Here is a 25,568-nt window from a genome sequence, read left to right on the forward strand (position 1 = left end):
TCTAGCTTCTAGCCCGAATATTGCGTCAGGTCCCCCGATGATGGCATGGCTGGACCCGCGGGTATCGCGGCCTGGAGGCCGCTCCTACAACATATTGTGCCGCCACACCCCGTAGGAGCGGCCTCCAGGCCGCGATTGGGCAATATCCGGGCTAGCTTCTAGCTTCTGACTTCACCTCACCAACTGGTTGAGATCGAAGATCGGCAACAGGATGGCGAGCACGATGACCAGCACCATGCCGCCCATGCCGACGATGAGCAGCGGTTCGAGCAGCCCCAGGAGGGTGGCGACCAGGGTCTCGATCTCGCGTTCCTGACTGATGGCGGCGCGTTCCAGCATCGCCTCCAGGCGGCCGCTGGCCTCGCCGCTGGCGATCAGGTGCAGGGTCAGCGGCGGGAAGTAGCCGCTCTTCTCCAGGGCCGAGTGGATGCTCGCCCCCTCGCGCACCTTGCGTGCCGCCGCCTCCACCGCTTCGCGCATGGGCAGATTGGCCATCACCCCCGCCGAGATGCGCAGCGCATCCAGCACCGGCACACCGCTGGCGGCGAGGATGCTGAAGGTGCGGGCGAAGCGCGCCGTGTTGACGCCGCGCACCAGACGCGACACCAGCGGCACCTGCAGCAACAACCGATGCCAGCGGCGACGCATCGCCGGGTTGCGCAGCAACAGCGCCGACGCCACCCCCGCCAGCAACACCTGCAACAGCAGCAGCCAGCCGTAGTCCTGCACGAAACCGCTCACCGCGATCAGGCCTCGGGTCAGCAGCGGCAACTGCTGCCCGATGTTCTCGAACACCTGCACCACCTGGGGCACCACATAGGCCAGCAGCAGGGTGACGATGCCGATCGCCAGCAGGGTGAGGATGGCGGGATAGACCAGCGCCAGCTGGATCTTCTGCTTCAGCTGCTGATGGCTCTCGGTGTAGTCGGCGAGGCGTTCCAGCACCAGGTCCAGGTGGCCGGACTGCTCGCCGGCAGCGACCGTGGCCCGGTACAGCTCGGGGAAGGCCTGGGGGAAGTCGGCCAGGCCGCGGGCCAGCGTATGGCCCTCCATGACCCGCGCCCGCACAGCCAGCAGCATGCGCTGCAGGCGCGGCTTGTCGGTCTGCTGGGAGACGGTGCGCAGCGCCTCCTCCAGGGGCAGGGCGGAACGCACCAGGGTTGCCAGCTGGCGGGTGATCAGCGCCAGCTCGGCGGCACTGATGCCGCGTGACAGGCCGAAGCGGATGCGGCGCTGCTCGCCAGCCTTCTCCACCACCGGCTCGACGCTGAGCGGGGTAAGCCGCTTCTCGCGCAGCTGCTGGCGGATCTGGCGCGCGGTATCGCCCTCCAGCACGCCGCTGCACTCACGGCCGCTCTCGTCCAGTGCAGTGTATTCGAAGGCACCCATGCCCGGGATCAATCCTCGCGGGTAACGCGCAGCACCTCTTCGATGCTGGTCTCGCCGGCCAGCACGCGGCGCATGCCGTCGTCGCGCAGGCTGGGCGAGCGCTGCCGTGCATGGCGTTCCATCTCCGCCTCGCCGGCGCCGTCGTGGATCATCTGCGCCAGCGGCTCGTCGACCTCGACCAGCTCGTAGATGCCGGTCCGGCCGTGATAGCCGAGCTGGCTGCAAGCCGGACAGCCGACCGGGCGGTAGAGGGTCGGGGTTGCCGAGGGCTCCAGCCCGAGCAGCTCGCAGTCGCGGGCGTTGGCCTGGTAGGGCTGCTTGCACTCGGGGCAGAGCACCCGCACCAGGCGCTGCGCCAGGACACCGATCAGGCTGGAGGACACCAGGAAGGGCTCGACGCCCATGTCGCGCAGCCGGGTCACGGCGCCGACCGCGGAATTGGTGTGCAGGGTGGAGAGCACCAGGTGACCGGTGAGCGAGGCCTGGACGGCGATCTCCGCGGTCTCCAGGTCGCGGATCTCGCCGACCATCACCACGTCCGGATCCTGGCGGAGGATGGCGCGCAGGCCGCGGGCGAAGCTCATGTCGACCTTGGGATTGACCTGGGTCTGGCCGATGCCGTCGAGGTAGTACTCGATGGGATCCTCCACGGTGAGGATGTTGCGGCTGCGGTCGTTGAGCCGCGAGAGCATGGCGTAGAGGGTGGTGGTCTTGCCGGAACCGGTGGGGCCGGTGACCAGAATGATGCCGTGCGGTCGGGTGATGAGGCGGTCCATGACGCTGCGCGCCTCGCTCGACATGCCGAGGTGTTCCAGATCCAGCCGCCCGGCCTGCTTGTCGAGCAGGCGCAGCACCACCCGTTCGCCATGCCCCGAGGGCAGGGTGGAGACGCGCACGTCGACCGCCCGCCCGGCCACCTTGAGCGAGATGCGGCCGTCCTGTGGCAGGCGCTTCTCGGCGATGTCCAGCCGGGCCATGACCTTGATGCGGGAGACGATCAGCGGCGCCAGCACCCGCTGCGGCTGCAGCACCTCGCGCAGCACGCCGTCCACCCGGAAACGCACCACCAGGCGGTTCTCGAAGGTCTCGATGTGGATGTCCGAGGCATTCTCCTTGATCGCCTCGGTGAGCAGCGCGTTGATCAGGCGGATGATCGGCGCATCGTCCTCGGACTCCAGCAGGTCCTCCGGCTCGGGCAGGGCCTCGGCGACATGCAGCAGATCGGTATCCTCGCCAAGGTCCTCCATCATCTGCATCGCCTGGCCGCTATCCTGCTCGTAGGCGACCGCCAGCAGGGCCTCGAACTGCTCCGCATCCACCGGTTCCAGCGCCAGTGGCCGGCCCAGCACCCGGCGCAGCTCGGCGATCGCCGCCGGCGTGGCGTCCTGGCGGTAACGGACCCGCACCGCGCCATCGCGTTCGCCATCGACCAGCAGACCGTGACGCCGGGCGAAGGCGAAGCTCGGCTGCAGCACGCTGTCCTCGGCCGTGCGGGAGGGATCGCTCATTGTTCGCCGTCATCCTCCGTGGACAGCAGGCTGCCGGAACCGTACTCGGGCAGCACCGGCACCTCGCTGCTCGGCATCAGGTTGACCCCCGCCTCGCGCTTCTGCAGCTGGCGGGCACGCATGAAATTGTACTTGCCGGCGCTGACGTCGGTCTCGGTAACGGCATCACGCAGGATCACCGGCCGCAGGAAGACCATCAGGTTGCGCTTCACCTTGGAGGTGCGCTGCGACTTGAACAGGTAGCCGAGCACCGGGATGTCGCCGAGCAGCGGCACCTTCTGCACGTTCTCGGTCAGCTTGTCATCGATCAGCCCGCCGAGCACCACCACCTGGCGGTCCGCCACCATGACGCTGGTCTTGATGGAACGCTTGTTGGTGATGATGTCCGCCGCACCGGTGATCGCGGTCTGGCTGACGCTGGAGCTCTCCTGCTCGATGTCCAGGCGGATGGAGTCGCCTTCGTTGATCTGCGGCTTGACCTTGAGGGTCAGGCCGACGTCCTGCCGCTGGATGGTCTGGAAGGGGTTGGTGGCCCCCGAGGCGGCACCGGTGTTGGTGAACTGGCCGGTGATGAAGGGCACGTTCTGGGCCACCACGATCTCGGCCTCCTCGTTGTCCAGGGTGACCAGGGTCGGGGTGGAGAGGATGTTGGAACCGCTGTCGCTGGCCAGCACCTTGACCAGGGCACCGAGGTTGAGGATGTCGTTGCCGAGGATGCTGGTGGTGCCCTCGAAGTAGCCCAGGCTGAGGCCGTTGCCGGTGGCCAGCGGATTCTGGGTCACGGTGTTGATCGAGGTGGTGACGTCGAAGTTGGTGCCGCCGATGCCACCGCTGCCGCTGGTGTCCTCGGTGGCGCGCCACTGCACGCCGAGCTCGGCCGCCTTGTCGGCGGTGACCTCGGCGATCACCGCCTCGACCAGCACCTGGGCCCGGCGCACGTCGAGCTGGCGGATCACCGACTGCAGGGAGCGGAACACGTCCGGCGGGGCGGTGATGACCAGGGCGTTGGCGGCGGCGTCGGCCTGGATGTTCACCCCGCCCTTGGTCGGCGGCACCTTGCCCTTCTGGCCCTTCTCGATGCTGCTGCTGACCCCGGTCAGCACCTTGAGCAGATCCTCGGCCTTGGCGTATTTGAGATACAGCACATGGGTGTTGCCACCCCGCTCCAGCGGGGTGTCCAGGTGGGTGATCACTGCCCGCAGCCGCAGCCGCTCGGCGCGGTCGCCGCCCAGCATCACGCTGTTGGTGCGCTCGTCGGCGATCAGCACCGCGCCACCGGCCGCGGCCGGCTGCTTGCCCGGCTGGCCGCGCTTCAGGGCATTGAGGATGCGCACCACCTCGGTGGCCGAGGCGTGCTGCAGCGGGATCACCTCGATCTCGCTGTCGCTCTGCTGGTCGATGCGATGGATGATGGTCACCAGGCGCTCGACGTTGTCGGCCCGGTCGGAGATGATCAGCACGTTGGTCGCCGGATAGGCGGCCAGATGGCCCTGCTGCGGCACCAGCGGCCGCAGGATGGGCACCAGCTGGGCGGCGGCCACGTTGTCGATCTGCACCACCCGGGTGACCATCTGGTCACCGCGGACCTGGCGGGCCCTCTGCACCGTGGGGATGGCATCCTGCTTGGCGCTGACGTCGGGCACGATCTTCACCACCTGGCCGGCCGGCACTGCGGCGAAGCCATGCACCTTGAGAATCGACAGGAACACCTGATAGACCTCCTCGGCATCCATCGGCCGCGAGGAGATCACCGTGGCCTTGCCCTTGACCCGCGGATCGACGATGAAGTTGCGCCCGCTGATCTCGGCCACGGTCTCGATCAGGACATTGATGTCCACATCCTTGAGATTGAGGGTCACGCTCTCGGCCCGGAGCGAGGCCTGGCTGCCCAGACCCAACAGCAGCACCAGCCCGGCCAGCCAGCCCCGCCACGGAAAGCTTCGATTCGTGTTGTTCATGTCAAAGACGCCTCTCGCCAGGCCCTGCTCACCATTGCCTCACCATCCCCTGTTCTTCTGACTTCTGACTTCTGACTTCTGACTTCTGACTTCTGACTTCTGACTTCTGACTTCTGACTTCTGACTTCTGGATTCTGGATTCTGACTTCTCCGCTTTTCACGACAACCTGAAACTCAGATCCATCTCCCGTCGCCCACGGCGGATGTGCAGCTGCAGCTGGTCGCTCTCGCGCAGCCCCTTGAGCACCTCCATGGCCCGCGCCGCGCTGTCCAGCGGGATACCGTTGACCTCGGTGACCAGGTCACCGGGCCTGAGCCCCAGCTGGCGGAACAGCTCGGGGCGGCTCCCCGGATAGAGCCGGTAGCCGCCGAACCTGTCGTTCTCGCGGTACGGCACCGGTCGCAGCAACTCCCCCAGGGAGCGGGGGTTGCTCAGCATGCGGCTGCGATACTCGCGCAGCAGCTCGCTGGCGCGGTCGACGGCCGGCGTGGGCGCAGCCACGGCGCCCCCCCTGCGCTCGCGCGGCAGGCGCAGGGTCTCGTAGCGACCGCCACGCTGCAGGATCACCCGGTCGGGGTGGATCTCGCTCAGCTCGGCTCCGCCCGGCAGGGTATCGCCGACCCGGTAGATCTTGCTGCTGCCGTTGGGCGCGGCGATGATCGCCCGCGCCTGTGCCGGGTCCGTCGAGGCGAACACGCCGTGCAGCACCAGCTTGAGCCGGGTCTCGGGGGCATCGATGGGCGCAGCCCTGACCGGCGCCGGGCGCTCGGCGGCGCCGAACAGGTGCCAGTCGGCGATGCGCTCCAGCGGCGCCGGGGCCGCGGCCACGGGCGGCGGCGCCTCCGACGGCAGGGCGGCCGGCTCTGTCGCCGGGGCCGGCACCAGCAGCCAGGTCAGCCGCGCCAGCTGATAGAGCAGCAACGCCGCCAGCAGCAGGGTCAGGCCGCGGGGCAGCCGTGCGGCGCGCGGCCCGCTCAGCCAGTGGGTGATGCCTCGTGCGTGCATGATTATGTTTCAGTCGGCACCGGGCGCCGGAATCAGGCGCCCGGGCACTCCTCGCGCCCCTCGTTCACATCAATTATTGTCTTCGTGGCGGCTTCTCAGCGTCCACCCTCGCGACGCCGGGCCCGCTGCGGCCGGCCGCCGCCCTTGCCGCCACGCCCCCCTTGCCGGCGTCCGCCCTCGCCCCGCCGGGGCCGGCGCTCCACCCGCACCGGCGGCTTGAGCTCGGCGAGGCAGTCCTCGGGCACGGCCTCGACGGGAATCTTGTGGCCGATGTATTCCTCGATCTCCGGCAGGGAATAGACATAGGTCTCGCAGGCGAAGCTGACCGCATCGCCCTCGGCTCCGGCACGCGCGGTGCGGCCGATGCGATGCACGTAGTCCTCCGCATCCTGCGGCAGATCGTAGTTGAACACGTGGCTGACATCGGGGATGTGCAGGCCACGGGCGGCGACGTCGGTGGCCACCAGCACCGGCAACTCGCCGGCCTGGAAGCGGGCCAGCAACTGCTGGCGCTTCTTCTGCGGCACGTCGCCGGAGAGGATGGCGGCCTTGAAGCCGTTGCCCTCCAGGTAGCCCCAGATACGATCCACGGCGCGCTTGGTGTTGGCGAAGACGATGGTGCGCCGCGGGTCCATGTGCTGCAGCAGACCGATCAGCAGCGGGATCTTCTCCTCGTTGGCGACGTGATAGAGCACCTCGCGCACCCGCTCGGCAGTGACCTGTTCCGGCTCGATGCGCACCGTGTGCGGGTTGTTCATGTGCTCGTAGGCCAGCTCGTTGACCCGGTGCGAGAGAGTGGCCGAGAACAGCAGACCGAGGCGCTGCTCCGGCGGCGGGCAGCGGCGCAGCAGGTAGCGCACGTCCTTGATGAAGCCGAGGTCGAACATGCGGTCCGCCTCGTCCAGCACCACCACCTGCGCCTGGCGCAGATCGAACACGCGCTGCTTGAAGTAGTCGATGATCCGCCCCGGGGTGCCGATCAGGATGTCGACGCCCTCCTCCAGGGTCTTGCGCTGCTGTTCGTAGCCGGTACCCCCGTAGGCCAGCCCCAGGCTGAGGCCGGTGTGCTTGCCGAGGACCAGGGCGTCGCGGTGGATCTGGATGGCCAGCTCCCGGGTCGGGGCGAGGATCAGCGCCCGCACCTGGTTGGGCTTGCGGTCCGCGGCCGGGGGATGGCTGAGCAGGCGCTGGAAGGTGGCGAGCAGGAAGGCGGCGGTCTTGCCGGTGCCGGTCTGCGCCTGGCCGGCCACGTCGCGGCCTTCGAGCGCCGGCGGCAGGGCCTCGGCCTGGATCGGGGTGCAGCGGGTGAAGCCGGCCTCCTCGATGCCCTGCATGATCTCCGGCCTGAAATCGAAATCGGAAAAACGGGTCTCGGTCAGATGTTGGTCACTCATGGCCGCTTAGCATACCCAATTAATGTCAAGCTGTCGCTCGCAGGCGGGGTTTCACGGCGCCGGACTTGCATTGGCGGAGGGATTCGGCTGAAATGGGCTCAGCTCGTCCCGGCCGCGGGGCGCAGAACCAGAAGCCAGACGATCCGCCATCCACCGCCAACAGCCGGTCCCGGCCGGGGCCGTACCACCCCAGACTCCCGAACGAACAAGCGTGCTGTTGACCCGTGAGACGCTGGATTGCAGACAGACAGGAGGTTACGACAACGTGAGCGACCCGATTATTCATGTCACCGATGATTCCTTCGAGGCAGAGGTCCTGAAATCGCCGCTGCCGGTGCTGGTGGACTACTGGGCGGACTGGTGCGGCCCCTGCAAGATGATCGCCCCTATCCTGGACGAGATCGCCAGCGAGTATGCCGGCAAGATCCGGATCGCCAAGCTCAACATCGACGACAACCCGCAGACGCCGCCGAAATACGGCATCCGCGGCATCCCGACCCTGATGCTGTTCAAGGACGGCAACGTCGAGGCCACCAAGGTCGGCGCGGTGTCCAAGTCCCAGCTGACGGCCTTCATCGACAGCAATCTCTGAGCCGGCCCTGACCGCGGGCGGGCCTCCGGCACGGCGGCTGGACGGCCCGCCCCGGGCGTGCTAACCTTCGCCCACTCGCATAAGAAAACTCCTGTTTTTCCGCCGTCAGCGGCATCTCTCCCAAACCCGAAGCAGCGTGAAACACCCCTTTCGGGACGCCGCAGGCGCGCTTCCACAGCCCTTACCCTTCGACTTCCAAATATCATGAATCTGACCGAACTGAAGAAAAAATCCGCCGCGGAAATCGTGGAACTAGCCCAGAGCATGGGCATCGACAACATCGCCCGCGCCCGCAAGCAGGACATCATCTTCGCCATCCTCAAGGCGCACGCCAAAAACGGCGAGGACATCTACGGCGACGGCGTGCTGGAGATCCTGCAGGACGGCTTCGGCTTCCTGCGCTCCGCCGACAGCTCCTACCTGGCCGGCCCGGACGACATCTACGTCTCCCCCAGCCAGATCCGCCGCTTCAACCTGCGCACCGGCGACACCGTATCCGGCAAGATCCGCCCCCCCAAGGAGGGCGAGCGCTACTTTGCCCTGCTCAAGGTCAGCGAGATCAACTTCGAGAAGCCGGAGAACGCCAAGCACAAGGTGCTGTTCGAGAATCTCACCCCGCTGCATCCCACCGAGCGCCTGCAGCTGGAGCTGGGCAACGGCAGCACCGAAGACATCACCCCGCGGGTGATCGACCTGGCGGCGCCGATCGGCAAGGGCCAGCGCGGCCTGATCGTCTCCCCGCCCAAGGCGGGCAAGACCATGCTGCTGCAGAACATGGCCCAGTCGATCACCGCCAACCACCCCGAGTGCTACCTGATCGTGCTGCTCATCGACGAGCGACCCGAGGAGGTCACGGAGATGGCCCGCTCGGTGCGCGGCGAGGTGGTCTCCTCGACCTTCGACGAGCCGGCCAGCCGCCATGTGCAGGTCGCCGAGATGGTCATCGAGAAGGCCAAGCGCCTGGTCGAGCACAAGCGCGACGTGGTCATCCTGCTCGACTCCATCACCCGACTGGCGCGTGCCTACAACACCGTGGTGCCCTCCTCCGGCAAGGTACTGACCGGCGGCGTGGACGCCAATGCCCTGCACCGCCCCAAGCGTTTCTTCGGGGCGGCGCGCAACATCGAGGAAGGCGGCTCGCTGACCATCATCGCCACCGCCCTGATCGAGACCGGCTCGCGCATGGACGACGTGATCTACGAGGAGTTCAAGGGCACCGGCAACATGGAGATCCACCTCGACCGCAAGATCGCCGAGAAGCGGGTCTACCCGGCGATCAACATCAACCGCTCCGGCACCCGCCGCGAAGAGCTGCTGACCAAGCCGGACGAGCTGCAGAAGATGTGGATCCTGCGCAAGCTGCTACATGGCATGGACGAACTGGCGGCCATGGAATTCCTGCTCGACCGCCTCAAGGCCACCAAGACCAACGCCGAGTTCTTCGACTCCATGAAGCGCTGAGACCAGCCCCGATCGCGGCCTGGAGGCCGCTCCTACAAATACATTGGACCGCCAGGCCCTGTAGGAGCGGCGTCCACGCCGCGATTGGGGCGGTCAATCCCATCGCGGCCGGGAGGCCGCTCCTACGAACACATTGGACCGCCTGGCCCCTGTAGGAGCGGCGTCCACGCCGCGATTCGGCGGTCAAACCCATCGCGGCCGGGAGGCCGCTCCTACAGACACATTGGACCGCCTGGCCCTGTAGGAGCGGCGTCCACGCCGCGATTCGGCGGTCAATCCCATCGCGGCCGGGAGGCCGCTCCTACGAATACATTGGACCGCCAAGCCCTGTAGGAGCGGCGTCCACGCCGCGATTCGGCGGTCAATCCCATCGCGGCCAGAAGGCCGCTCCTACGAACACATTGGACCGCCCGCCCCCCGTAGGAGCGGCGTCCACGCCGCGATTGGGGCGGTCAATCCCGATCGCGGCCGGGAGGCCGCTCCTACGAACACATTGGACCGCCAGCCCCCTGTAGGAGCGGCGTCCACGCCGCGATTGGGGCGGTCAATCCCGATCGCGGCCGGGAGGCCGCTCCTACGAACACATTGGACCGCCAGGCCCTGTAGGAGCGGCGTCCACGCCGCGATTCGGCGGTCAATCCCATCGCGGCCAGAAGGCCGCTCCTACGAATACGTTGGACCGCCCGCCCCCGTAGGAGCGGCGTCCACGCCGCGATTGCCGCCGTGGCGGCGCGTGGATTCCGTGGCCATCGATCTTTTCGTGGGTTTCGCGGGTTTCGTGGCTATCCTCGGTACCGCCTCGACGAGGCCACAACGGTTGATGCCTCTCGATCGCGGCCGGGAGGCCGCTCCTACACTCAGGCGTGCGCCTCCGGGCTCACTCCCCAGATCTTCTCCGCATACTCGGCGATGCTGCGATCACTGGAGAAATAGCCCAGCCGGGCGACGTTGAGGATCGCCCGCCGCGTCCATTCCTCTTCATCCAGATACAAGGCCTCGACCCGCCGCTGCGCCGCGCAGTAGTCGGCGAAGTCGGCCAGCAGCAGGTAGTGATCCCCGCCCGCCAGCAGGGCATCGACGACCGGCCGGAAGCGGCTCGGCTCCTCGACCGAGAAATAGCCGCCGCCGATCATCTCCATCACCCGACGCAGGCCGGCATCCTCCCGGTAATAGCGCCAGGGGTCATGCCCCTCGCGGCGGATCGCCGCGACCCCGTCACGATCCAGGCCGAAGATGAAGATGTTGTCCTCGCCTACCGCCTGCTGCATCTCCACGTTGGCCCCGTCCAGGGTGCCGATGGTCAGGGCCCCGTTCAGGCCGAGCTTCATGTTGCCGGTGCCCGAGGCCTCCATGCCGGCGGTGGAGATCTGCTCCGACAGATCGGCAGCAGGGATGATGTCCTGCGCCGTGGTGACGTCGTAGTTGGGGATGAACACCACCTTCAGGCGGCCACCGACCAGCGGATCGTTGTTGACGATGTCCGCCACATCGTGGATCAGCTTGATGATCAGCTTGGCCATGGCATAGCCCGGCGCCGCCTTGCCGGCGAAGATCACGGTGCGCGGCACTCCGTCCTCCACCTCGCCATCACGGATACGGTTGTACAGGTGCACCACGTGCAACAGGTTGAGCAACTGGCGCTTGTACTCGTGGATACGCTTGATCTGCACGTCGAACAGGGAATGCGGATCGACCTCGATGCCCAGCCGGCTGGCGATCTTCTCCGCCAGCTCACGCTTGTTGTCGAGCTTCACCTCGCGGAAGGCGGCGCGGAAGGCGGCATCCTCGGCGGCGGGTTCCAGGGCGCGCAACCGCTCCAGATCCTGCACCCAGCCGCGGCCAATCTGCCCGGAGATCAGCCGGCTCAGGCGTGGGTTGCTGAGCTGCAGCCAGCGCCTGGGGGTGACGCCGTTGGTGATGTTGATGATGCGCTCCGGATAGAAAGCATCGAAGTCGCGGAAGATGGTGTCGCGCATCAGCTCGGTGTGCAGCCGAGACACCCCGTTGACCCGGTGGCTACCGACCATGGCCAGGTGGGCCATGCGCACCTGCCGCGGTGGCGTCTCGTCGATCAGCGACATGCGTCGCAGCCGCTCGACATCACCCGGCCAGCGGTGCCGCACCTCGTCCAGGAAGCGGTGGTTGATCTCGTAGATGATCTGCATGTGGCGCGGCAGCAGCCGCTCCATGAGCGCCACCGGCCAGGTCTCCAGCGCCTCCGGCAGCAGGGTGTGGTTGGTGTAGGCGAAGGTGCGCCGGGTCAGCGACCAGGCCTGCTCCCAGTCCAGGTGATGCACGTCCAGCAGCAGGCGCATCAGCTCGGGGATGGCGATCGAGGGATGGGTGTCGTTGAGCTGGATGGCAACCTTGTCCGGCAGGGCGTCGAGACTGTCGTGATGACGCAGGTAACGGCCGAGGATGTCCTGCACCGAGGCGCTGACGAACAGATACTGCTGCTTCAGCCGCAAGGTCCGTCCCATCTGCGTGGTATCGTCCGGATACAGCACCCGGGACAGGTTCTCGGAGGCGTTCTTCTCCTCCACCGCCTTGATGTAGTTGCCCTCGTTGAAGTAGCGGAAATCGAATTCGCGCGTCGACTTGGCCGACCACAGGCGCATGTTGTTGACGGTGTTGGTCTGGTAGCCGGGGATCGGCGTGTCGTAGGCCATGGCCATCACCTCCTCGGTCTCGGTCCATTCGTGGCACAGGCGGCCATGCTCGTCGTGATAGCTGATCACCCGGCCATAGAAGTGCACCGGATAGAGCACCTCGGGACGGCCGAACTCCCAGGGATTGCCATAGCGCAGCCAGTTCTCCGGGGTCTCCACCTGGTGGCCGTCGACGATGCGCTGGTTGAACATCCCGTACTCGTAGCGGATGCCATAGCCGTAGCCCGGCAGACGCAGGGTGGCCATGGAATCGAGGAAGCAGGCGGCGAGACGGCCGAGTCCGCCATTGCCGAGCGCCGCGTCCGGTTCCATCTCCCGCAGCGCCTCCAGTTCCAGGCCGATGCTCTCCAGCGCCGCGGCCACCTCCTCGTCGATGTCCATGTTGAGCAGGCTGTTCATCAGCGTGCGGCCGATGAGGAACTCCAGGGACAGGTAGTAGACCCGCTTGCTGTCGCGCCGGTAATAGGTGCGCATGGTCTCCATCCAGCGCTCGATCAGCCGGTCGCGCACGGCATAGGCCACGCTGTGGTACCAGTCGCGCGGTTTGGCGGTGTAGGGGTCCTTGCCGACCGAATAGATCAGGCGGTTGGCGATGGAGCGTTTGAGGGAGGCCTCGTCGAGACCGAGGTAGTCGTACTTGAAGGCACCGGGCTTGGTCGGCATGGGCGTTCCCTGTTGCGTGGCGGGACCAGGGACAAGTGTAGCCCAAAGGGAGCCGGCGCGGCGGTCAGGAGGGATCCTGATCGCGGCCTAGAGGCCGCTCCTACAAATACATTGGACCGCCAGCCCCCCGTAGGAGCGGCGTCCACGCCGCGATTCGGCGGTCAATCCCATCGCGGCCGGGAGGCCGCTCCTACAAATACATTGGACCGCCTGGCCCCTGTAGGAGCGGCGTCCACGCCGCGATTGGGGTGGTCAATCCCATCGCGGCCTGGAGGCCGCTCCTACAGACACATTGGACCGCCTGGCCCCTGTAGGAGCGGCGTCTACGCCGCGATTCGGCGGTCAATTCCATCGCGGCCGGGAGGCCGCTCCTACAGACACATTGGGCCGCCTGGCCCCTGTAGGAGCGGCGGCCACGCCGCGATTGTGGCGGTCAATCCCATCGCGGCCTGGAGGCCGTTCCTACAAATACATTGGACCGCCTGGCCCTGTAGGAGCGGCGGCCACGCCGCGATTCGGTGGTCAATCCCATCGCGGCCGGGAGGCCGCTCCTACGAACACATTGGACCGCCCGGCCTGTAGGAGCGGCGTCTACGCCGCGATTCGGCGGTCAATTCCATCGCGGCCGGGAGGCCGCTCCTACAGACACATTGGACCGCCTGGCCTGTAGGAGCGGCGTCCACGCCGCGATTTGGCGGTCAAACCCATCGCGGCCTGGAGGCCGCTCCTACAGCACATTGGACCGCCTGGCCCCTGTAGGAGCGGCGGCCACGCCGCGATTCGGTGGTCAATTCCATCGCGGCCGGGAGGCCGCTCCTACGAACACATTGGACCGCCCGGCCTGTAGGAGCGGCGTCCACGCCGCGATTTGGCGGTCAAACCCATCGCGGCCTGGAGGCCGCTCCTACAGCACATTGGACCGCCTGGCCCTGTAGGAGCGGCGTCTACGCCGCGATTCGGCAGCAATCCCGTCGCGGCATGGTGCTAGCCGCGGCCGATGGCGCGGTGGCCGATGTCGGTGCGGTATTGGACGCCTTCCCAGTTGATCTGCCGCACCCGTTCGTAGGCACGGCGCTGGGCCTCGGCCACGTCCTCGCCCAGGGCGCAGACGCAGAGCACCCGGCCACCGTTGGTCACCACCACGCCGTCGCGCTCCGCGGTGCCGGCATGGAACACCTTGACGCCCGGTTCTTCGGGCGCCTCCAGGCCGAAGATCACGTCGCCCTTGCGGTAGTCGCCGGGATAGCCGCCGGCGGCCATCACCACACCAAGCGCGGCACGCGGATCCCATTCGGCCTCGACCTTGTCCAGGCGTTCGTCGAGTGCGGCATTGCACAGCCAGAGCAGGTCGGACTGCAGGCGCATCATGATCGGCTGGGTCTCGGGGTCACCGAAGCGGACATTGTACTCCAGCATCTTCGGCGTTCCCTCGGGATCGATCATCAGCCCGGCATAGAGGAAACCGGTGTAGGGATTGCCCTCCAGGGCCATGCCCTTGACCGTCGGCTCGATCACCTCGCGCAGGATGCGCTCGTGGACCTCGGGGGTGACCACGGGTGCCGGGGAATAGGCGCCCATGCCGCCGGTGTTGGGACCGGTGTCACCGTCGCAGGCCGCCTTGTGGTCCTGCGAGCTGGCCATCGGCAGCACGTTGGTCCCGTCCACCATGCAGATGAAGCTGGCCTCCTCGCCGGTGAGGAATTCCTCGATCACCACCCGGTGGCCGGCGGCGCCGAAGGCATTGCCGGCCAGCATGTCCTTGACCGCGGCGATGGCCTCGTCCGTGGTCTGGGCCAGGATCACGCCCTTGCCGGCCGCCAGGCCGTCGGCCTTGACCACGATCGGCGCCCCCCGGTCGTGGATGTAGCGGATCGCCTCGTTGATTTCGGTGAACACGGCATAGTCCGCGGTGGGGATGTTGTGCCGGCGCAGGAAGTCCTTGGTGAAGGCCTTGGAGCCCTCCAGCCGGGCGGCGTCACGGCTGGGGCCAAAGATGCGCAGCCCACCGTCGCGGAAGATGTCGACGATGCCCCCCACCAGCGGCGCCTCGGGGCCGACTATGGTCAGGTCGATGGCCTCGTCGGCGGCGAAGCGGAACAACGCCGGAATGTCCTCGGCGCCGATATCGACGTTCTGCAGCTTCGGCTCGCGCGCCGTCCCGGCATTGCCCGGCGCGACAAAGACCGTCTCCACCTGCGGCGACTGCGCCGCCTTCCAGGCCAGGGCGTGTTCACGCCCGCCACCGCCGATCACCAATACCTTCATCGTTCAGCTCCGTATTTGTGATGGCCACGAAATCCACGAAACCCGCGAAAAGCCTTTGAATTGGGAACATGCACGAAACACGGATCCCGCCAGCATCGATATCTCTTTCGTGGATTTTGTGGATTTCGTGGCTATAAATCCCGTCAATGCCGGAAATGCCGCATGCCGGTGAACACCATGGCCATGCCGTGTTCGTCGGCGGCGGCGATGACCTCCTCGTCGCGCATCGAGCCGCCGGGCTGGATCACCGCGCGGATGCCGGCCGCGGCGGCGGCATCGATGCCGTCGCGGAAGGGGAAGAAGGCATCCGAGGCCATCACCGAACCCTTGACCTCCAGTCCGGCCTGCTCGGCCTTGATGCTGGCGATGCGCGCGCTGTTGACCCGGCTCATCTGTCCGGCGCCGACGCCGACCGTCTGGCCGTCCCGTGCATAGACGATGGCGTTGGACTTGACGAACTTGGCCACCCGCCAGGCGAACAGCAGATCCTGCATCTCCTCGGCCTCGGGGGCCCGTGCGCTGACCACCCGGGTCTCCTGGAGCAGGGCCAGGTCGGCATCCTGGACCAGCAGGCCGCCGTTGACCCGCTTGTAGTCCATGCGCGGCGCCGCCTCGGCCGGCCACTCGCCGCAGACCAGCAGGCGAACGTTCTTCTTTTCCGCCACCACCGCCTCGGCCGCCGCATCCACCGCGGGGGCGATGATCACCTCCACGAACTGGCGGTCGATGATGGCCCGCGCGGTATCGGCATCGAGCGAACGGTTGAAGGCGATGATGCCGCCGAAGGCGGACTCGGGATCGGTCTGGTAGGCCCGGTCGTAGGCCGCCAGCAGGCTGTCGCCATAGGCCACGCCGCAGGGGTTGGCGTGCTTGACGATGACGCAGGCAGGGCCCTCGTCGAACTGCTTGACACACTCCAGGGCGGCGTCGGTGTCACCGATGTTGTTGTAGGACAGCGCCTTGCCCTGCAGCTGGCGGGCGGTGGCGATCGAGGCCTCGGCGGGCTGGTGCTCCACGTAGAAGGCCGCCTGCTGGTGCGGATTCTCGCCATAGCGCATGCCCTGGGCACGGCGGAACTGCAGGCTGTAGGTCTGCGGGAACCTGGGTTCCACACCCTCCAGGTTGCGCCCGCCAAGGTAGTTGGAGATGGCGCCGTCGTAGCGGGCGGTGTGCTGGAAGGTCTTCACCGCCAGGGCATAGCGGGTGGCATCGCCGACTGCGCCGTCGTTGGCCTCCATCTCCGCCAGCACCCCGGCATAGTCGGCAGCATCCACCAGCACGGTCACTGCGGCATGGTTCTTGGCCGCCGCACGCAGCAGGGTCGGCCCGCCGATGTCGATGTTCTCGATCGCCGTCGCCAGGTCGCAGTCAGGATTGGCCACGGTCTGCTCGAAGGGATAGAGGTTGACCACCACCAGGTCGATGGGCGGGATGCCGTGCTCGGCCATCACTGCGTCATCGATGCCACGCCGGCCGAGGATGCCGCCGTGGATCTTCGGATGCAGGGTCTTGACCCGGCCGTCCATCATCTCCGGGAAACCGGTGTAGTCGGAGACCTCGACCACCGGGATGCCGGCATCCATCAGCAGCCGGGCGGTACCGCCAGTGGAAAGGATCTCCACCCCGCGCGCGTGCAGGGCACGGGCGAAATCTTCGATGCCGGTCTTGTCGGAAACGCTGATCAGCGCGCGTTCGATCTTGTTCATGTTTTTTCCATCGTGAGGTTTAGGGCCACGGAAGGCACAGGGCTGTTGATATTGGCCACGAATCCCACGAAATCCACGAAAGAAAATTGATGCTTGTGGGACCCGCGCTTCGCGCGTGGTCCCAATAACTAAAGACCTTTCGTGGGTTTCGTGGATTTCGTGGCTATTGGATTTCCGTGTTTTCCGTAGCGATCAATGTTCGATCCCGTACTGCCTGAGCTTCTTGCGCAGGGTGGCGCGGTTGATGCCGAGCATCTCGGCGGCGCGGGTCTGGTTGCCGCCGGCGTGGCGCATCACGGTCTCCAGCATGGCCGGCTCGACCTCGGCGATGACCATCTGGTGGATGCTGCTGGGGCTGTGACCGTCGAGGTCGAGGAAGTAGCGTTCCAGGCAGTGCTGCACGGCCTCGCGCAGGGACCGGGCATCGTGTTCCTCTTGCTTGGCAGGCTTGATCTTGGCCACGGCTGAACCACTCATCATGCGGCCCTGGCCTCGGCCTCAGCCAGGCCATCGAAGAAGGCCTCGGTCAGCGCCAGCTGCTCGGCCACGGTCTCGACCCGGTTGACCCGGTCGCGGAAGACGGCCCCGCCGCGCTGCCCCTTGCTGTACCAGGAGATGTGCTTGCGGGCGATGCGCACGCCGGTGTACTCCCCGTAGAAGGCATACAGCTTGTGCAGGTGGCCGAGCATGATATCGCGGATCTCCGCCACATCCGGTTCCGGCAGATGTTCGCCGCTGCGCAGATAGTGATCGATCTCGCGGAAGATCCAGGGCCGGCCCTGCGCGGCGCGGCCGATCATCACCGCATCGGCGCCGGTGTAGTCGAGCACGAAACGGGCCTTCTCCGGATCGCGGATGTCACCGTTGGCGATCACCGGGATGGACACCGCCTGCTTGATGTCGCGGATGGTGTCGTATTCCGCCTCGCCCTTGTAGCCACAGGCGCGGGTACGCCCATGTACCGCCAGGGCCTGGATACCGGCCTGTTCGGCGATCGCGGCGATGCGCACCGCATTGCGGCTGGACTTGTCCCAGCCGGTGCGGATCTTCAGCGTCACCGGCACCTCGACGGCAGCCACCACCGCATCCAGGATGCGTGCCACCAGCGCCTCGTCCCGCAGCAGCGCCGAACCGGCCATGACGTTACAGACCTTCTTCGCCGGACAGCCCATGTTGATGTCGATGATCTGCGCACCCTGGTCGACGTTGTGCCGGGCGGCCTCGGCCATCATCTGCGGATCGGCGCCGGCGATCTGCACCGACTTGGGCTCGGTCTCGCCCTCGTGATTGGCCCGCCGCCGGGTCTTCTCGCTGCCCCAGAGCAGGGAGTTGGAGGACACCATCTCGGACACGGCGAGGCCGGCCCCGAGCTGCTTGCACAGCTGGCGGAACGGGCGGTCGGTAACCCCGGCCATGGGGGCCAGTACCAGGTTGTTGCTCAGTTCGAAGGGGCCGATGCGCATGAAATTATGATTTGTCGTTAGCCGGTCCTCCTGAAGACCGGACGACGAATAATACCCGCTCGGGCAGCGCGGCGAAAGCTTGTCAGGAGGGCTAGTTCGTGCCTCAGCGGAACTGGAACTGAAAGGACATGACATCGCCCCCCGGATCAACCACTTCCAGAGCGATCGACAGCGGGACGCCGGGCGCCAGCCCGGCCTGCGGATCGCTGCCGGGCGGCAGATAGGCCTCCGGCCTGAACCAGCGCCCGGCCACCTCGACCCCGCCGACGTCGAACAGCTGCAGGCCGATCAGCGGATAGGCCTGGATGAAGCCGGCGCGGTTGACCAGGGTGGCGCGGATCAGCAGCGCACCCTCGACCTGGGGATGGTCGCGCACCTCGCGCTCCAGCAGCTCGATCTCCCCGGGCACCCGCGGCAGCGGCAGGTCACAGCCGAGCAGGGCACAGGCCCGGGTCAGCGCGGGGCGCCAGAGGGGGTCCTGCGCCAGCGAGGCGCGTGCGAAATAGACCCCCTGGAGGAACAAGCCGGCCAGCAGCAGCAGGACCGCCAGCCGCGCCGGCCAGCGCCGCGCGGCCGCCGGTCCGGCGGTGAAATCGTCCAGCAGGGCCGCCGGGACGTCGGACAGCGGCGGCCGGGGCGCGGCGGCCACTGGCGGCTGCCCGAACACATCGCTGTCGTCCGGCGCCGCCAGCAGCGAGACGTCGAAACCGGGCGGTTCGGGCGGCCGGGCGGCAGGCACCTCGGCAAGGCCGCCCCCCGCCTCCCCCGCCGGGCCGGCGGCGAAGGCCTCCTCGGCGGTATCGAACAGGCTCTGCAGGGCATCGAACACCTGGCCGCATTCGCCACAGCGCACCTTGCCCGCCGCCTGCCCCAGCACCTGGGCCTGGACGCGGAATACCGTCTGGCAATGGGGACAACGGGCGAACATGACCGGGCTAGCCCGCATATTGCACGAAGGATTCGAGTTTCAGGGCAAATCTGGCCAAGCAGTTTGTTCGATCGCCCGCCGAAGCATAGCCGTAGCTATGGTTCAAGGGCGATCGGGCAAAATGCGACGCCAGATTTGGTCTGAACTCGAATAGGCACAAACTGTAACAGGGCACAATTGCTCGCATAGGTGATCACTGCTTGATAAATACCGGATAAATTACGCATTCAAGGCCGCCTTCGTGCAATATGCGGGCTAGTATCCCACAATCGCCGCGTCGGTGGATGTGACCCGGCGCAGCGATAGTGGTGGCGGCACCTTCTGTCCCGTAGGAGCGGTCGCCAGGCCGCGACCGGGTTGCCCGCCAAATCGCGGCCGGGAGGCCGCTCCTACAGGGGTGTGGCGGAACCTCTGTCCCCTTGTAGGAGCGGTCACCAGGCCGCGACCGGGATTGCCCGCCAATCGCGGCCGGGAGGCCGCTCCTACAGGGGCGTGGCGGAACCTCTGCCCCCCGTAGGAGCGGTCGCCAGACCGCGATCGGGGTTGCCGCCAAATCGCGGCCGGGAGGCCGCTCCTACAGGGGTGTGGCGGAACCTTCTGTCCCCTTGTAGGAGCGGTCACCAGGCCGCGACCGGGGTGCCCGCCAAATCGCGGCCGGGAGGCCGCTCCTACAGGGGTGTGGCGGAACCTCTGACCCCATGTAGGAGCGGTCGCCAGGCCGCGACCGGATTGCCCGCCAATCGCGGCCGGGAGGCCGCTCCTACAGGGGTGTGGCGGAACCTCTGTCCCCTTGTAGGAGCGGTCACCAGGCCGCGACCGGGATTGCCCGCCAATCGCGGCCGGGAGGCCGCTCCTACAGGGGTGTGGCGGAACCTCTGTCCCCATGTAGGAGCGGTCGCCAGGCCGCGACCGGGATTGCCCGCCAATCGCGGCCGGGAGGCCGCTCCTACACAAGGGTATGGCGGAACCTCTGTTCCCCGTAGGAGCGGTCGCCAGGCCGCGACCGACTCACAACCACACCGCATCCCAGAACGGATAGTCCCCAATATGCCTGACCAGGCCCGCGCGAAGGGGATTGGCAATCAGGTATCGCGCAACGCTGCGAAGATCCTCTTCCTGACGCAGCGCATGGTCGTGATAACCGGGCTGCCAGACCGGCTGACCTGGACTCTGGCGCAGGACGTTGACCCGGCGCGCCGTGTAGGACTTGAGCGAGCCCATCAGAGTATCGAGCGTGGCACCTTCGCCAAGCCGTGCCAGCCAGTGGAGGTGGTCGGGCATGACGACGAAGGCCAGCGACTCGGCACGCCCCAGTTTCTGCTGATATTGCAGACCGTGAATGACGGCTCGCGCCAACGACATCGCCCTGAAAAGCGGGGCGCGGTCTTTCGTCACGCTTGTCAGGAGGTAGATGCGACCGGCCTCAGAGACACGGCCACGCCGGAGGTTCCGGCCATGCGGTAGCTGCCATTCCATGGAGCACCTCGGCTTGTATTCCGCCCCGTCCTTGGGGTGAGGGGAGTATATCGCGGCCGGGAGGCCGCTCCTACAGGGGTGCGGCGGAACCTCTGTCCCATGTAGGAGCGGTCTCCAGGCCGCGACCGGGATGCCTGCCAATCGCGGCCGGGAGGCCGCTCCTACAGGGGTGCGGCGGAACCTCTGTCCCCTTGTAGGAGCGGTCGCCAGGCCGCGATCTGGGGTATCGCCAAATCACAGGGGCGCTCAGCGCCGGCGGCCCTCGAGGCGCACCCAGCCATCCTGGGCGACGGGCGACGCCATCTCGAACCAGGGGGCATAGGCCTCCGCCACCTCTGCGGCCTGCTCGGCGAGGATGCCGGAGAGGACCAGGCGCCCGCCGGGACGGAGGTGACCGGCAAGGTGCGCGGCGAGGTCGATCAACGGGTTGGCCAGGATATTGGCGAGCACCAGGTCGAAGGGCTCATCGGCCGGCAGCTCCGCCGGCAGGCGGGCATCGACGTGCCCCTCGAGGCCGTTGCGGGCGGCATTGTCGCGGCTGGCGATCAGCGCCTGGGGATCGAGGTCGACCCCGACCGCGCGGGCCGCGCCCAGCTTGAGGGCGGCGATGGCGAGGATGCCGGAGCCACAGCCATAGTCGAGCACGGCCAGCCCCCGTGGCGGATGGGCGTCCAGCCATTCCAGGCAGAGCGCGGTGGTCGGATGGGTACCGCTGCCGAAGGCCAGGCCGGGGTCGAGCAGCAGGTTGACGGCGTCGGGCTCGGGCGGTTCGACGTTACTCGGGCAGACCCAGAGGCGCCTGCCGAAGCGCATCGGCTCGAAGCCGTCCATCCAGGCGCGCACCCAGTCGCGGTCGTCGAGGGTGGTCTGTTCGATGCGCGCGGCGAGGGCTTCACCGCAGCGCTCTGCCAGCTGCCCACGCAGAAGGGCTGTATCAGCCGAGTCAGGAAACAGCGCCACGACCCGGGTCCGCGACCAGAGCGGCGTGGTGCCGGGCGCCGGCTCCAGCAGCGGCTGGTCGGCAGCGTCCTCCAGGGTCACGGAGAGGGCGCCCAGTTCGGCGAACAGGTCGGAGAGGGCATCCGGATCCCGATCACCGGCTTCGAGGCTGAGTTGAATCCAGGGCATGGGGTTCTCGGAGGTCGGGGAATCGCGGGGTGGAGACGGTCAGGGTGCGTTGTGATGACATCAATTATGCAGGAGCCACCGCCAGACCGCGACCGGGTTGCCTGCCGTATCGCGGCCGGGAGGCCGCTCCTACAGGGGTGTGGCGGAATCTCTGTCCCCTTGTAGGAGCGGTCGCCAGGCCGCGACCGGGATGACCGCCAATCGCGGCCGGGAGGCCGCTCCTACAGGGGTGTGGCGGAACCTTCTGTCCCCTTGTAGGAGCGGTCGCCAGACCGCGATCGGGGTTGCCGCCAAATCGCGGCCGGGAGGCCGCTCCTACAGGGGTGTGGCGGAACCTCTGTCCCATGTAGGCGCGGTCGCCAGGCCGCGACCGGGATGACCGCCAATCGCGGCCGGGAGGCCGCTCCTACAGGGGTGTGGCGGAACCTCTGTCCCCTGTAGGCGCGGTCGCCAGGCCGCGACCGGGATGACCGCCAATCGCGGCCGGGAGGCCGCTCCTACAGGGGTGCGGCGGAATCTCTGCCCCGTGTAGGAGCGGTCGCCAGGCCGCGACCGGGTTGCCGCCAAATCGCGGCCGGGAGGCCGCTCCTACAGGGGTGTGGCGGAACCTCTGCCCCATGTAGGCGCGGTCACCAGGCCGCGACCGGGTTGCCTGCCAATCGCGGCCGGGAGGCCGCTCCTACACAAGGGGGCGGCGGAACCTCTGCCCCATGTAGGAGCGGTCGCCAGGCCGCGATTACCGCCCTGACCTGGACGCCGCGCCTACAGGCCGAGCTTCTTCTCCAGGTAGTGGATGTCGGTGCCGCCCTCGATGAAGGCGGCATCGGCGCAGATGTCCTTGTGCAGGTCGATGTTGGTCCTGATGCCGTCGATGACCACTTCGGCCAGGGCGCCGCGCATGCGCGCCAGCGCCACCTCGCGGCTCTCGCCGTGGGCGATGATCTTGCCGATCATGGAATCGTAGGTCGGCGGCACCGTGTAACCGTTGTAGATGTGGGAATCGACACGGATGCCCGGTCCGCCGGGGGCGTGGTACTGGGTGATGGTGCCGGGCGAGGGCATGAAGGTGCGGGCGTCCTCGGCATTGATGCGGCACTCGACGGCGTGGCCGATGATGCGGATGTCCTCCTGGCGGTAGGACAGGCCCTGGCCGGCGGCGATGCGCAGCTGCTCCTTGACGATGTCCACGCCGGTGATCATCTCGGTTACGGGGTGTTCGACCTGGACGCGGGTGTTCATCTCGATGAAGTAGAACTCGCCGTCCTGATAGAGGAACTCGAAGGTGCCGGCACCGCGGTAGCCGATGCGCCGGCAGGCCTCGGCGCAGCGCTCGCCCATCTCGGCGCGCTGTTCCGGGGTGATGCCCGGTGCCGGCGCCTCCTCGACCACCTTCTGGTGACGACGCTGCATGGAACAGTCGCGCTCGCCGAGGTGGATGGCGTTGCCCTCGCCGTCGGCCAGCACCTGGAACTCGACATGACGCGGCCGCTCCAGGTACTTCTCCATGTACACCGTGCCGTTGCCGAAGGCGGCTGCGGCCTCGGCCTGGGTCAGGGAGATGGCATTGAGCAGATTGGCCTCGGCATGCACCACGCGCATGCCGCGCCCGCCGCCGCCGGCCGCGGCCTTGATGATCACCGGGTAGCCGATCTCCCGGGCCAGGCGCAGATTGGTCTCCGGGTCTTCACCCAGCGGCCCGCCGGAGCCGGGCACGGTCGGCACCCCGGCCTCCTGCATGGCGCGGATGGCCTGTACCTTGTCGCCCATCATGCGGATGGTCTCCGGCCGCGGACCGATGAACACGAAACCGGACAGCTCCACCTGCTCGGCGAAGTCGGCATTCTCCGACAGGAAGCCGTAACCGGGATGGATGGCCACGGCGTCGGCCACCTCGGCGGCGCTGATCAGGGCCGGAATGTTGAGATAGCTCTCGGCGGAGGGCGGCGGGCCGATGCATACCGACTCGTCGGCCAGACGCACATGCTTGAGATCCCGGTCGACGGTGGAATACACCGCAACGGTACGGATATCCAGCTCGCGGCAGGCGCGAAGGATGCGCAGCGCAATCTCGCCGCGGTTGGCAATTACGACTTTATCCAGCATTTTCTACCGCCACGAGACAGCCACGGAATCCATGGAAAAATGTTGGCCACGGAATCCACGGAAAAACACGGAAAATCTTCATTGCATTCATATTCACTCAAATATCGTCATGGGTCGCCTGCCAATCAGTCAGACCACCATACGTTTGATGACAGCACGTGGATATGTGAAATTGATCAGCAAACCGATTTGTCGGCCACTTACCTTCAGATAATTCAGCAATTGCGCTTCATGCACCGGCATCAAATTGTCCTGCGCCTTCAGCTCGATCAGGATTCGCCCCTCAACAAGAATATCGACGTAATATTCCCCAACCTCTCTACCCTTGTATGACACCTTTAATGGCACCTGCGCCTGTGCCCGGATACCGCGAACCTCAAACTCTCTGATCAACGCCTTCTCATAGACCTTCTCTAGATATCCAGCTCCAAGAACGCGATAGACCTCATACACACAACTTCTCACCTTATAGGTGAGATCCCTCTCCACCAGCATCGTCTTCCTCCATGAAAACGAATATCCGCCCTGTCAGACAGGCCGCCAGCAATATTCACCAAGGTTCACGAAACAAGCAACAACATTCTTCCGTGTTTTTCCGTGGATTCCATGGCCATCATCTTTTCGTGGGTTTCGTGGCCATGCACCTATTCAATAACAAACAGCGGCTCGCCGAACTCCACCGGCTGGCCGTTCTCGACCAGGATGGCGGCGATGGTGCCGGCCTTGTCGGCCTCGATCTGGTTGAGCATCTTCATCGCCTCGATGATGCACAGGGTGTCGCCGACGTTGACCCGCTGACCGACCTCGACGAAGGGCGAGGCGCCCGGCGAGGGGGCGCGGTAGAAGGTGCCGACCATGGGCGAGGTCACCACGTGGCCTGCCGGCAGCTCCTCATTCGGCGCCTCGGCAGGAGCCGCTGCAGGCGCCTCGGCGACCGGCGGCGGGGGCGGCGGCGCAGTGACGGCCACCGGTGCCGCGGGGGCGGCGGCGGAATAGCGGCTGATGCGCACCGACTCCTCGCCCTCGTGAATCTCGATCTCGGCGATGCCGGACTCTTCCAGCAACTCGATCAGCTTTTTGACTTTTCGGATGTCCATGACTGCCTTTACCGTTCTGTTTCGGTCACCTGCGTGACAAATAATCCACCGCGGCCCGCAGCGCCAGCTCGTAGCCAATCGGCCCGAGCCCGCTGATCACGCCGACCGCGATATCGGAAAAATAGGAATGGCGCCGGAAGGCCTCGCGCGCATGCACGTTGGACAGATGCAGCTCGATGAAGGGGATCTCCACCGCCGCCAGGGCATCGCGCAGCGCCACGCTGGTATGGGTGAAGGCCGCCGGGTTGAAGACGATGAACTCGACCGCCTCCTCGCGCGCCGCCTGAATACGGCCGACGAGTTCGTGCTCGGCATTGGACTGGAAGCCGCTCACTGCCGCCCCCAACTCGGCACCCAGGGTCTCGAGGCGGCCCATGATGGCCGCCAGCGTCTCGGAGCCATAGTGGCCGGGCTCCCGGACGCCCAGGAGGTTCAGATTGGGGCCGTTCAAGACGAGTATCTGGCGCATGATGGCGGTTTAGCACCTGTTCCCTGAAAATTCGCCGCAGATCGCCACCGTTTCCTTGAATTCACCAAGGACCGGCGGCGTCATTGGTGCGGATTATGCCCCAATACGCGGGGAATTACCATGATTCCGTCACGAACCCCACCGTTTTCCCGAAGTAGGGCACCAGATCGAGGCATATCCCCGGGGAGCCACGAACCCGTGGACACCGAAAACGAGATGCCGCCCCCTGTTCCGCGAGGTCGGCGGGCAGTGCCCGCCATCGATCGCGGCCGGGAGGCCGCTCCTACATCAAA

The 25,568-nt window shown here is 66.8% G+C and carries 19 protein-coding genes; 2 read left to right on the forward strand and 17 right to left on the reverse strand.

Annotated elements, in window-relative coordinates:
• Positions 1-171: 171 nt before the first annotated feature.
• The 5 genes from gspF to rhlB form a co-directional block, all read right to left on the reverse strand.
• A complete protein-coding gene (gene gspF, locus QVG61_RS11885) occupies positions 172-1,389 on the reverse strand; it encodes a type II secretion system inner membrane protein GspF (RefSeq protein WP_289930855.1) in 1,218 nt (405 codons plus the stop codon).
• An 8-nt stretch (positions 1,390-1,397) separates the two neighbouring features.
• Positions 1,398-2,897, reverse strand: coding sequence for a type II secretion system ATPase GspE (gspE, locus tag QVG61_RS11890; protein WP_289930856.1), 1,500 nt, complete (start codon positions 2,895-2,897; stop codon positions 1,398-1,400).
• Positions 2,894-4,855 carry a type II secretion system secretin GspD gene (gspD, locus tag QVG61_RS11895; protein WP_289930857.1) on the reverse strand — a complete coding sequence of 654 codons (1,962 nt, stop codon included), beginning with the start codon at positions 4,853-4,855 and terminating at the stop codon, positions 2,894-2,896. The genes gspE and gspD overlap by 4 nt, the downstream gene beginning before the upstream one ends.
• 157 nt (positions 4,856-5,012) lie before the next feature.
• Positions 5,013-5,861 (reverse strand): type II secretion system protein GspC, encoded by an 849-nt coding sequence (gene gspC / locus QVG61_RS11900; RefSeq protein WP_289930858.1) that lies wholly within the window; start codon positions 5,859-5,861, stop codon positions 5,013-5,015.
• A gap of 95 nt (positions 5,862-5,956) precedes the next feature.
• The gene (gene rhlB / locus QVG61_RS11905) at positions 5,957-7,255 is read right to left on the reverse strand and encodes an ATP-dependent RNA helicase RhlB (RefSeq protein WP_289930859.1); all 1,299 of its coding nucleotides are present in this window, start codon (positions 7,253-7,255) and stop codon (positions 5,957-5,959) included.
• 265 nt (positions 7,256-7,520) lie between these two features.
• On the opposite strand from rhlB, the gene trxA reads away from it, so the two are divergent.
• Together trxA and rho are read left to right on the forward strand one after the other, a co-directional pair.
• Entirely contained in the window at positions 7,521-7,847 is a 327-nt protein-coding gene (gene trxA / locus QVG61_RS11910; protein WP_289930860.1) for a thioredoxin TrxA, read from the forward strand.
• Between the two features lie 204 nt (positions 7,848-8,051).
• A complete protein-coding gene (rho, locus tag QVG61_RS11915; RefSeq protein ID WP_289930861.1) occupies positions 8,052-9,308 on the forward strand; it encodes a transcription termination factor Rho in 1,257 nt (418 codons plus the stop codon).
• Positions 9,309-10,165: 857 nt separating this feature from the next.
• Here the strand turns inward: rho and QVG61_RS11920 are convergent.
• From QVG61_RS11920 to aroQ, 12 genes are all read right to left on the reverse strand, one after another.
• Positions 10,166-12,640 carry a glycogen/starch/alpha-glucan phosphorylase gene (locus tag QVG61_RS11920; protein WP_289930863.1) on the reverse strand — a complete coding sequence of 825 codons (2,475 nt, stop codon included), beginning with the start codon at positions 12,638-12,640 and terminating at the stop codon, positions 10,166-10,168.
• Positions 12,641-13,624: 984 nt separating this feature from the next.
• Positions 13,625-14,905 (reverse strand): phosphoribosylamine--glycine ligase, encoded by a 1,281-nt coding sequence (gene purD, locus QVG61_RS11925; protein WP_289930864.1) that lies wholly within the window; start codon positions 14,903-14,905, stop codon positions 13,625-13,627.
• A gap of 143 nt (positions 14,906-15,048) precedes the next feature.
• Positions 15,049-16,611 (reverse strand): bifunctional phosphoribosylaminoimidazolecarboxamide formyltransferase/IMP cyclohydrolase, encoded by a 1,563-nt coding sequence (gene purH, locus QVG61_RS11930; protein ID WP_289930865.1) that lies wholly within the window; start codon positions 16,609-16,611, stop codon positions 15,049-15,051.
• A gap of 192 nt (positions 16,612-16,803) precedes the next feature.
• Positions 16,804-17,073 carry a DNA-binding transcriptional regulator Fis gene (fis, locus tag QVG61_RS11935; RefSeq protein WP_289930866.1) on the reverse strand — a complete coding sequence of 90 codons (270 nt, stop codon included), beginning with the start codon at positions 17,071-17,073 and terminating at the stop codon, positions 16,804-16,806.
• A 14-nt stretch (positions 17,074-17,087) separates the two neighbouring features.
• Complete coding sequence (gene dusB, locus QVG61_RS11940; RefSeq protein ID WP_289930867.1) at positions 17,088-18,074, reverse strand: tRNA dihydrouridine synthase DusB; 987 nt, start codon at positions 18,072-18,074, stop codon at positions 17,088-17,090.
• Positions 18,075-18,177: 103 nt separating this feature from the next.
• Positions 18,178-19,002 carry a DUF3426 domain-containing protein gene (locus QVG61_RS11945; RefSeq protein ID WP_289930868.1) on the reverse strand — a complete coding sequence of 275 codons (825 nt, stop codon included), beginning with the start codon at positions 19,000-19,002 and terminating at the stop codon, positions 18,178-18,180.
• A 1,008-nt stretch (positions 19,003-20,010) separates the two neighbouring features.
• Positions 20,011-20,478, reverse strand: coding sequence for a transposase (locus tag QVG61_RS11950; protein WP_289930869.1), 468 nt, complete (start codon positions 20,476-20,478; stop codon positions 20,011-20,013).
• Between the two features lie 246 nt (positions 20,479-20,724).
• Positions 20,725-21,606 (reverse strand): 50S ribosomal protein L11 methyltransferase, encoded by an 882-nt coding sequence (gene prmA, locus QVG61_RS11955; protein WP_289930870.1) that lies wholly within the window; start codon positions 21,604-21,606, stop codon positions 20,725-20,727.
• Positions 21,607-22,368: 762 nt separating this feature from the next.
• Positions 22,369-23,709, reverse strand: a complete 1,341-nt coding sequence (accC, locus tag QVG61_RS11960) for an acetyl-CoA carboxylase biotin carboxylase subunit (protein ID WP_289930871.1) — start codon at positions 23,707-23,709, stop codon at positions 22,369-22,371.
• Between the two features lie 129 nt (positions 23,710-23,838).
• Positions 23,839-24,204 carry a GxxExxY protein gene (locus tag QVG61_RS11965; protein ID WP_289930872.1) on the reverse strand — a complete coding sequence of 122 codons (366 nt, stop codon included), beginning with the start codon at positions 24,202-24,204 and terminating at the stop codon, positions 23,839-23,841.
• Between the two features lie 149 nt (positions 24,205-24,353).
• Positions 24,354-24,806 (reverse strand): acetyl-CoA carboxylase biotin carboxyl carrier protein, encoded by a 453-nt coding sequence (accB, locus tag QVG61_RS11970; protein WP_289930873.1) that lies wholly within the window; start codon positions 24,804-24,806, stop codon positions 24,354-24,356.
• 25 nt (positions 24,807-24,831) lie between these two features.
• Entirely contained in the window at positions 24,832-25,275 is a 444-nt protein-coding gene (gene aroQ / locus QVG61_RS11975) for a type II 3-dehydroquinate dehydratase (RefSeq protein ID WP_289930874.1), read from the reverse strand.
• Positions 25,276-25,568 lie beyond the last annotated feature (293 nt).

Origin of the sequence: Thiohalobacter sp. IOR34 (assembly GCF_030406045.1) — a bacterium.
In the GTDB taxonomy this organism is placed as follows: Bacteria; Pseudomonadota; Gammaproteobacteria; order Thiohalobacterales; family Thiohalobacteraceae.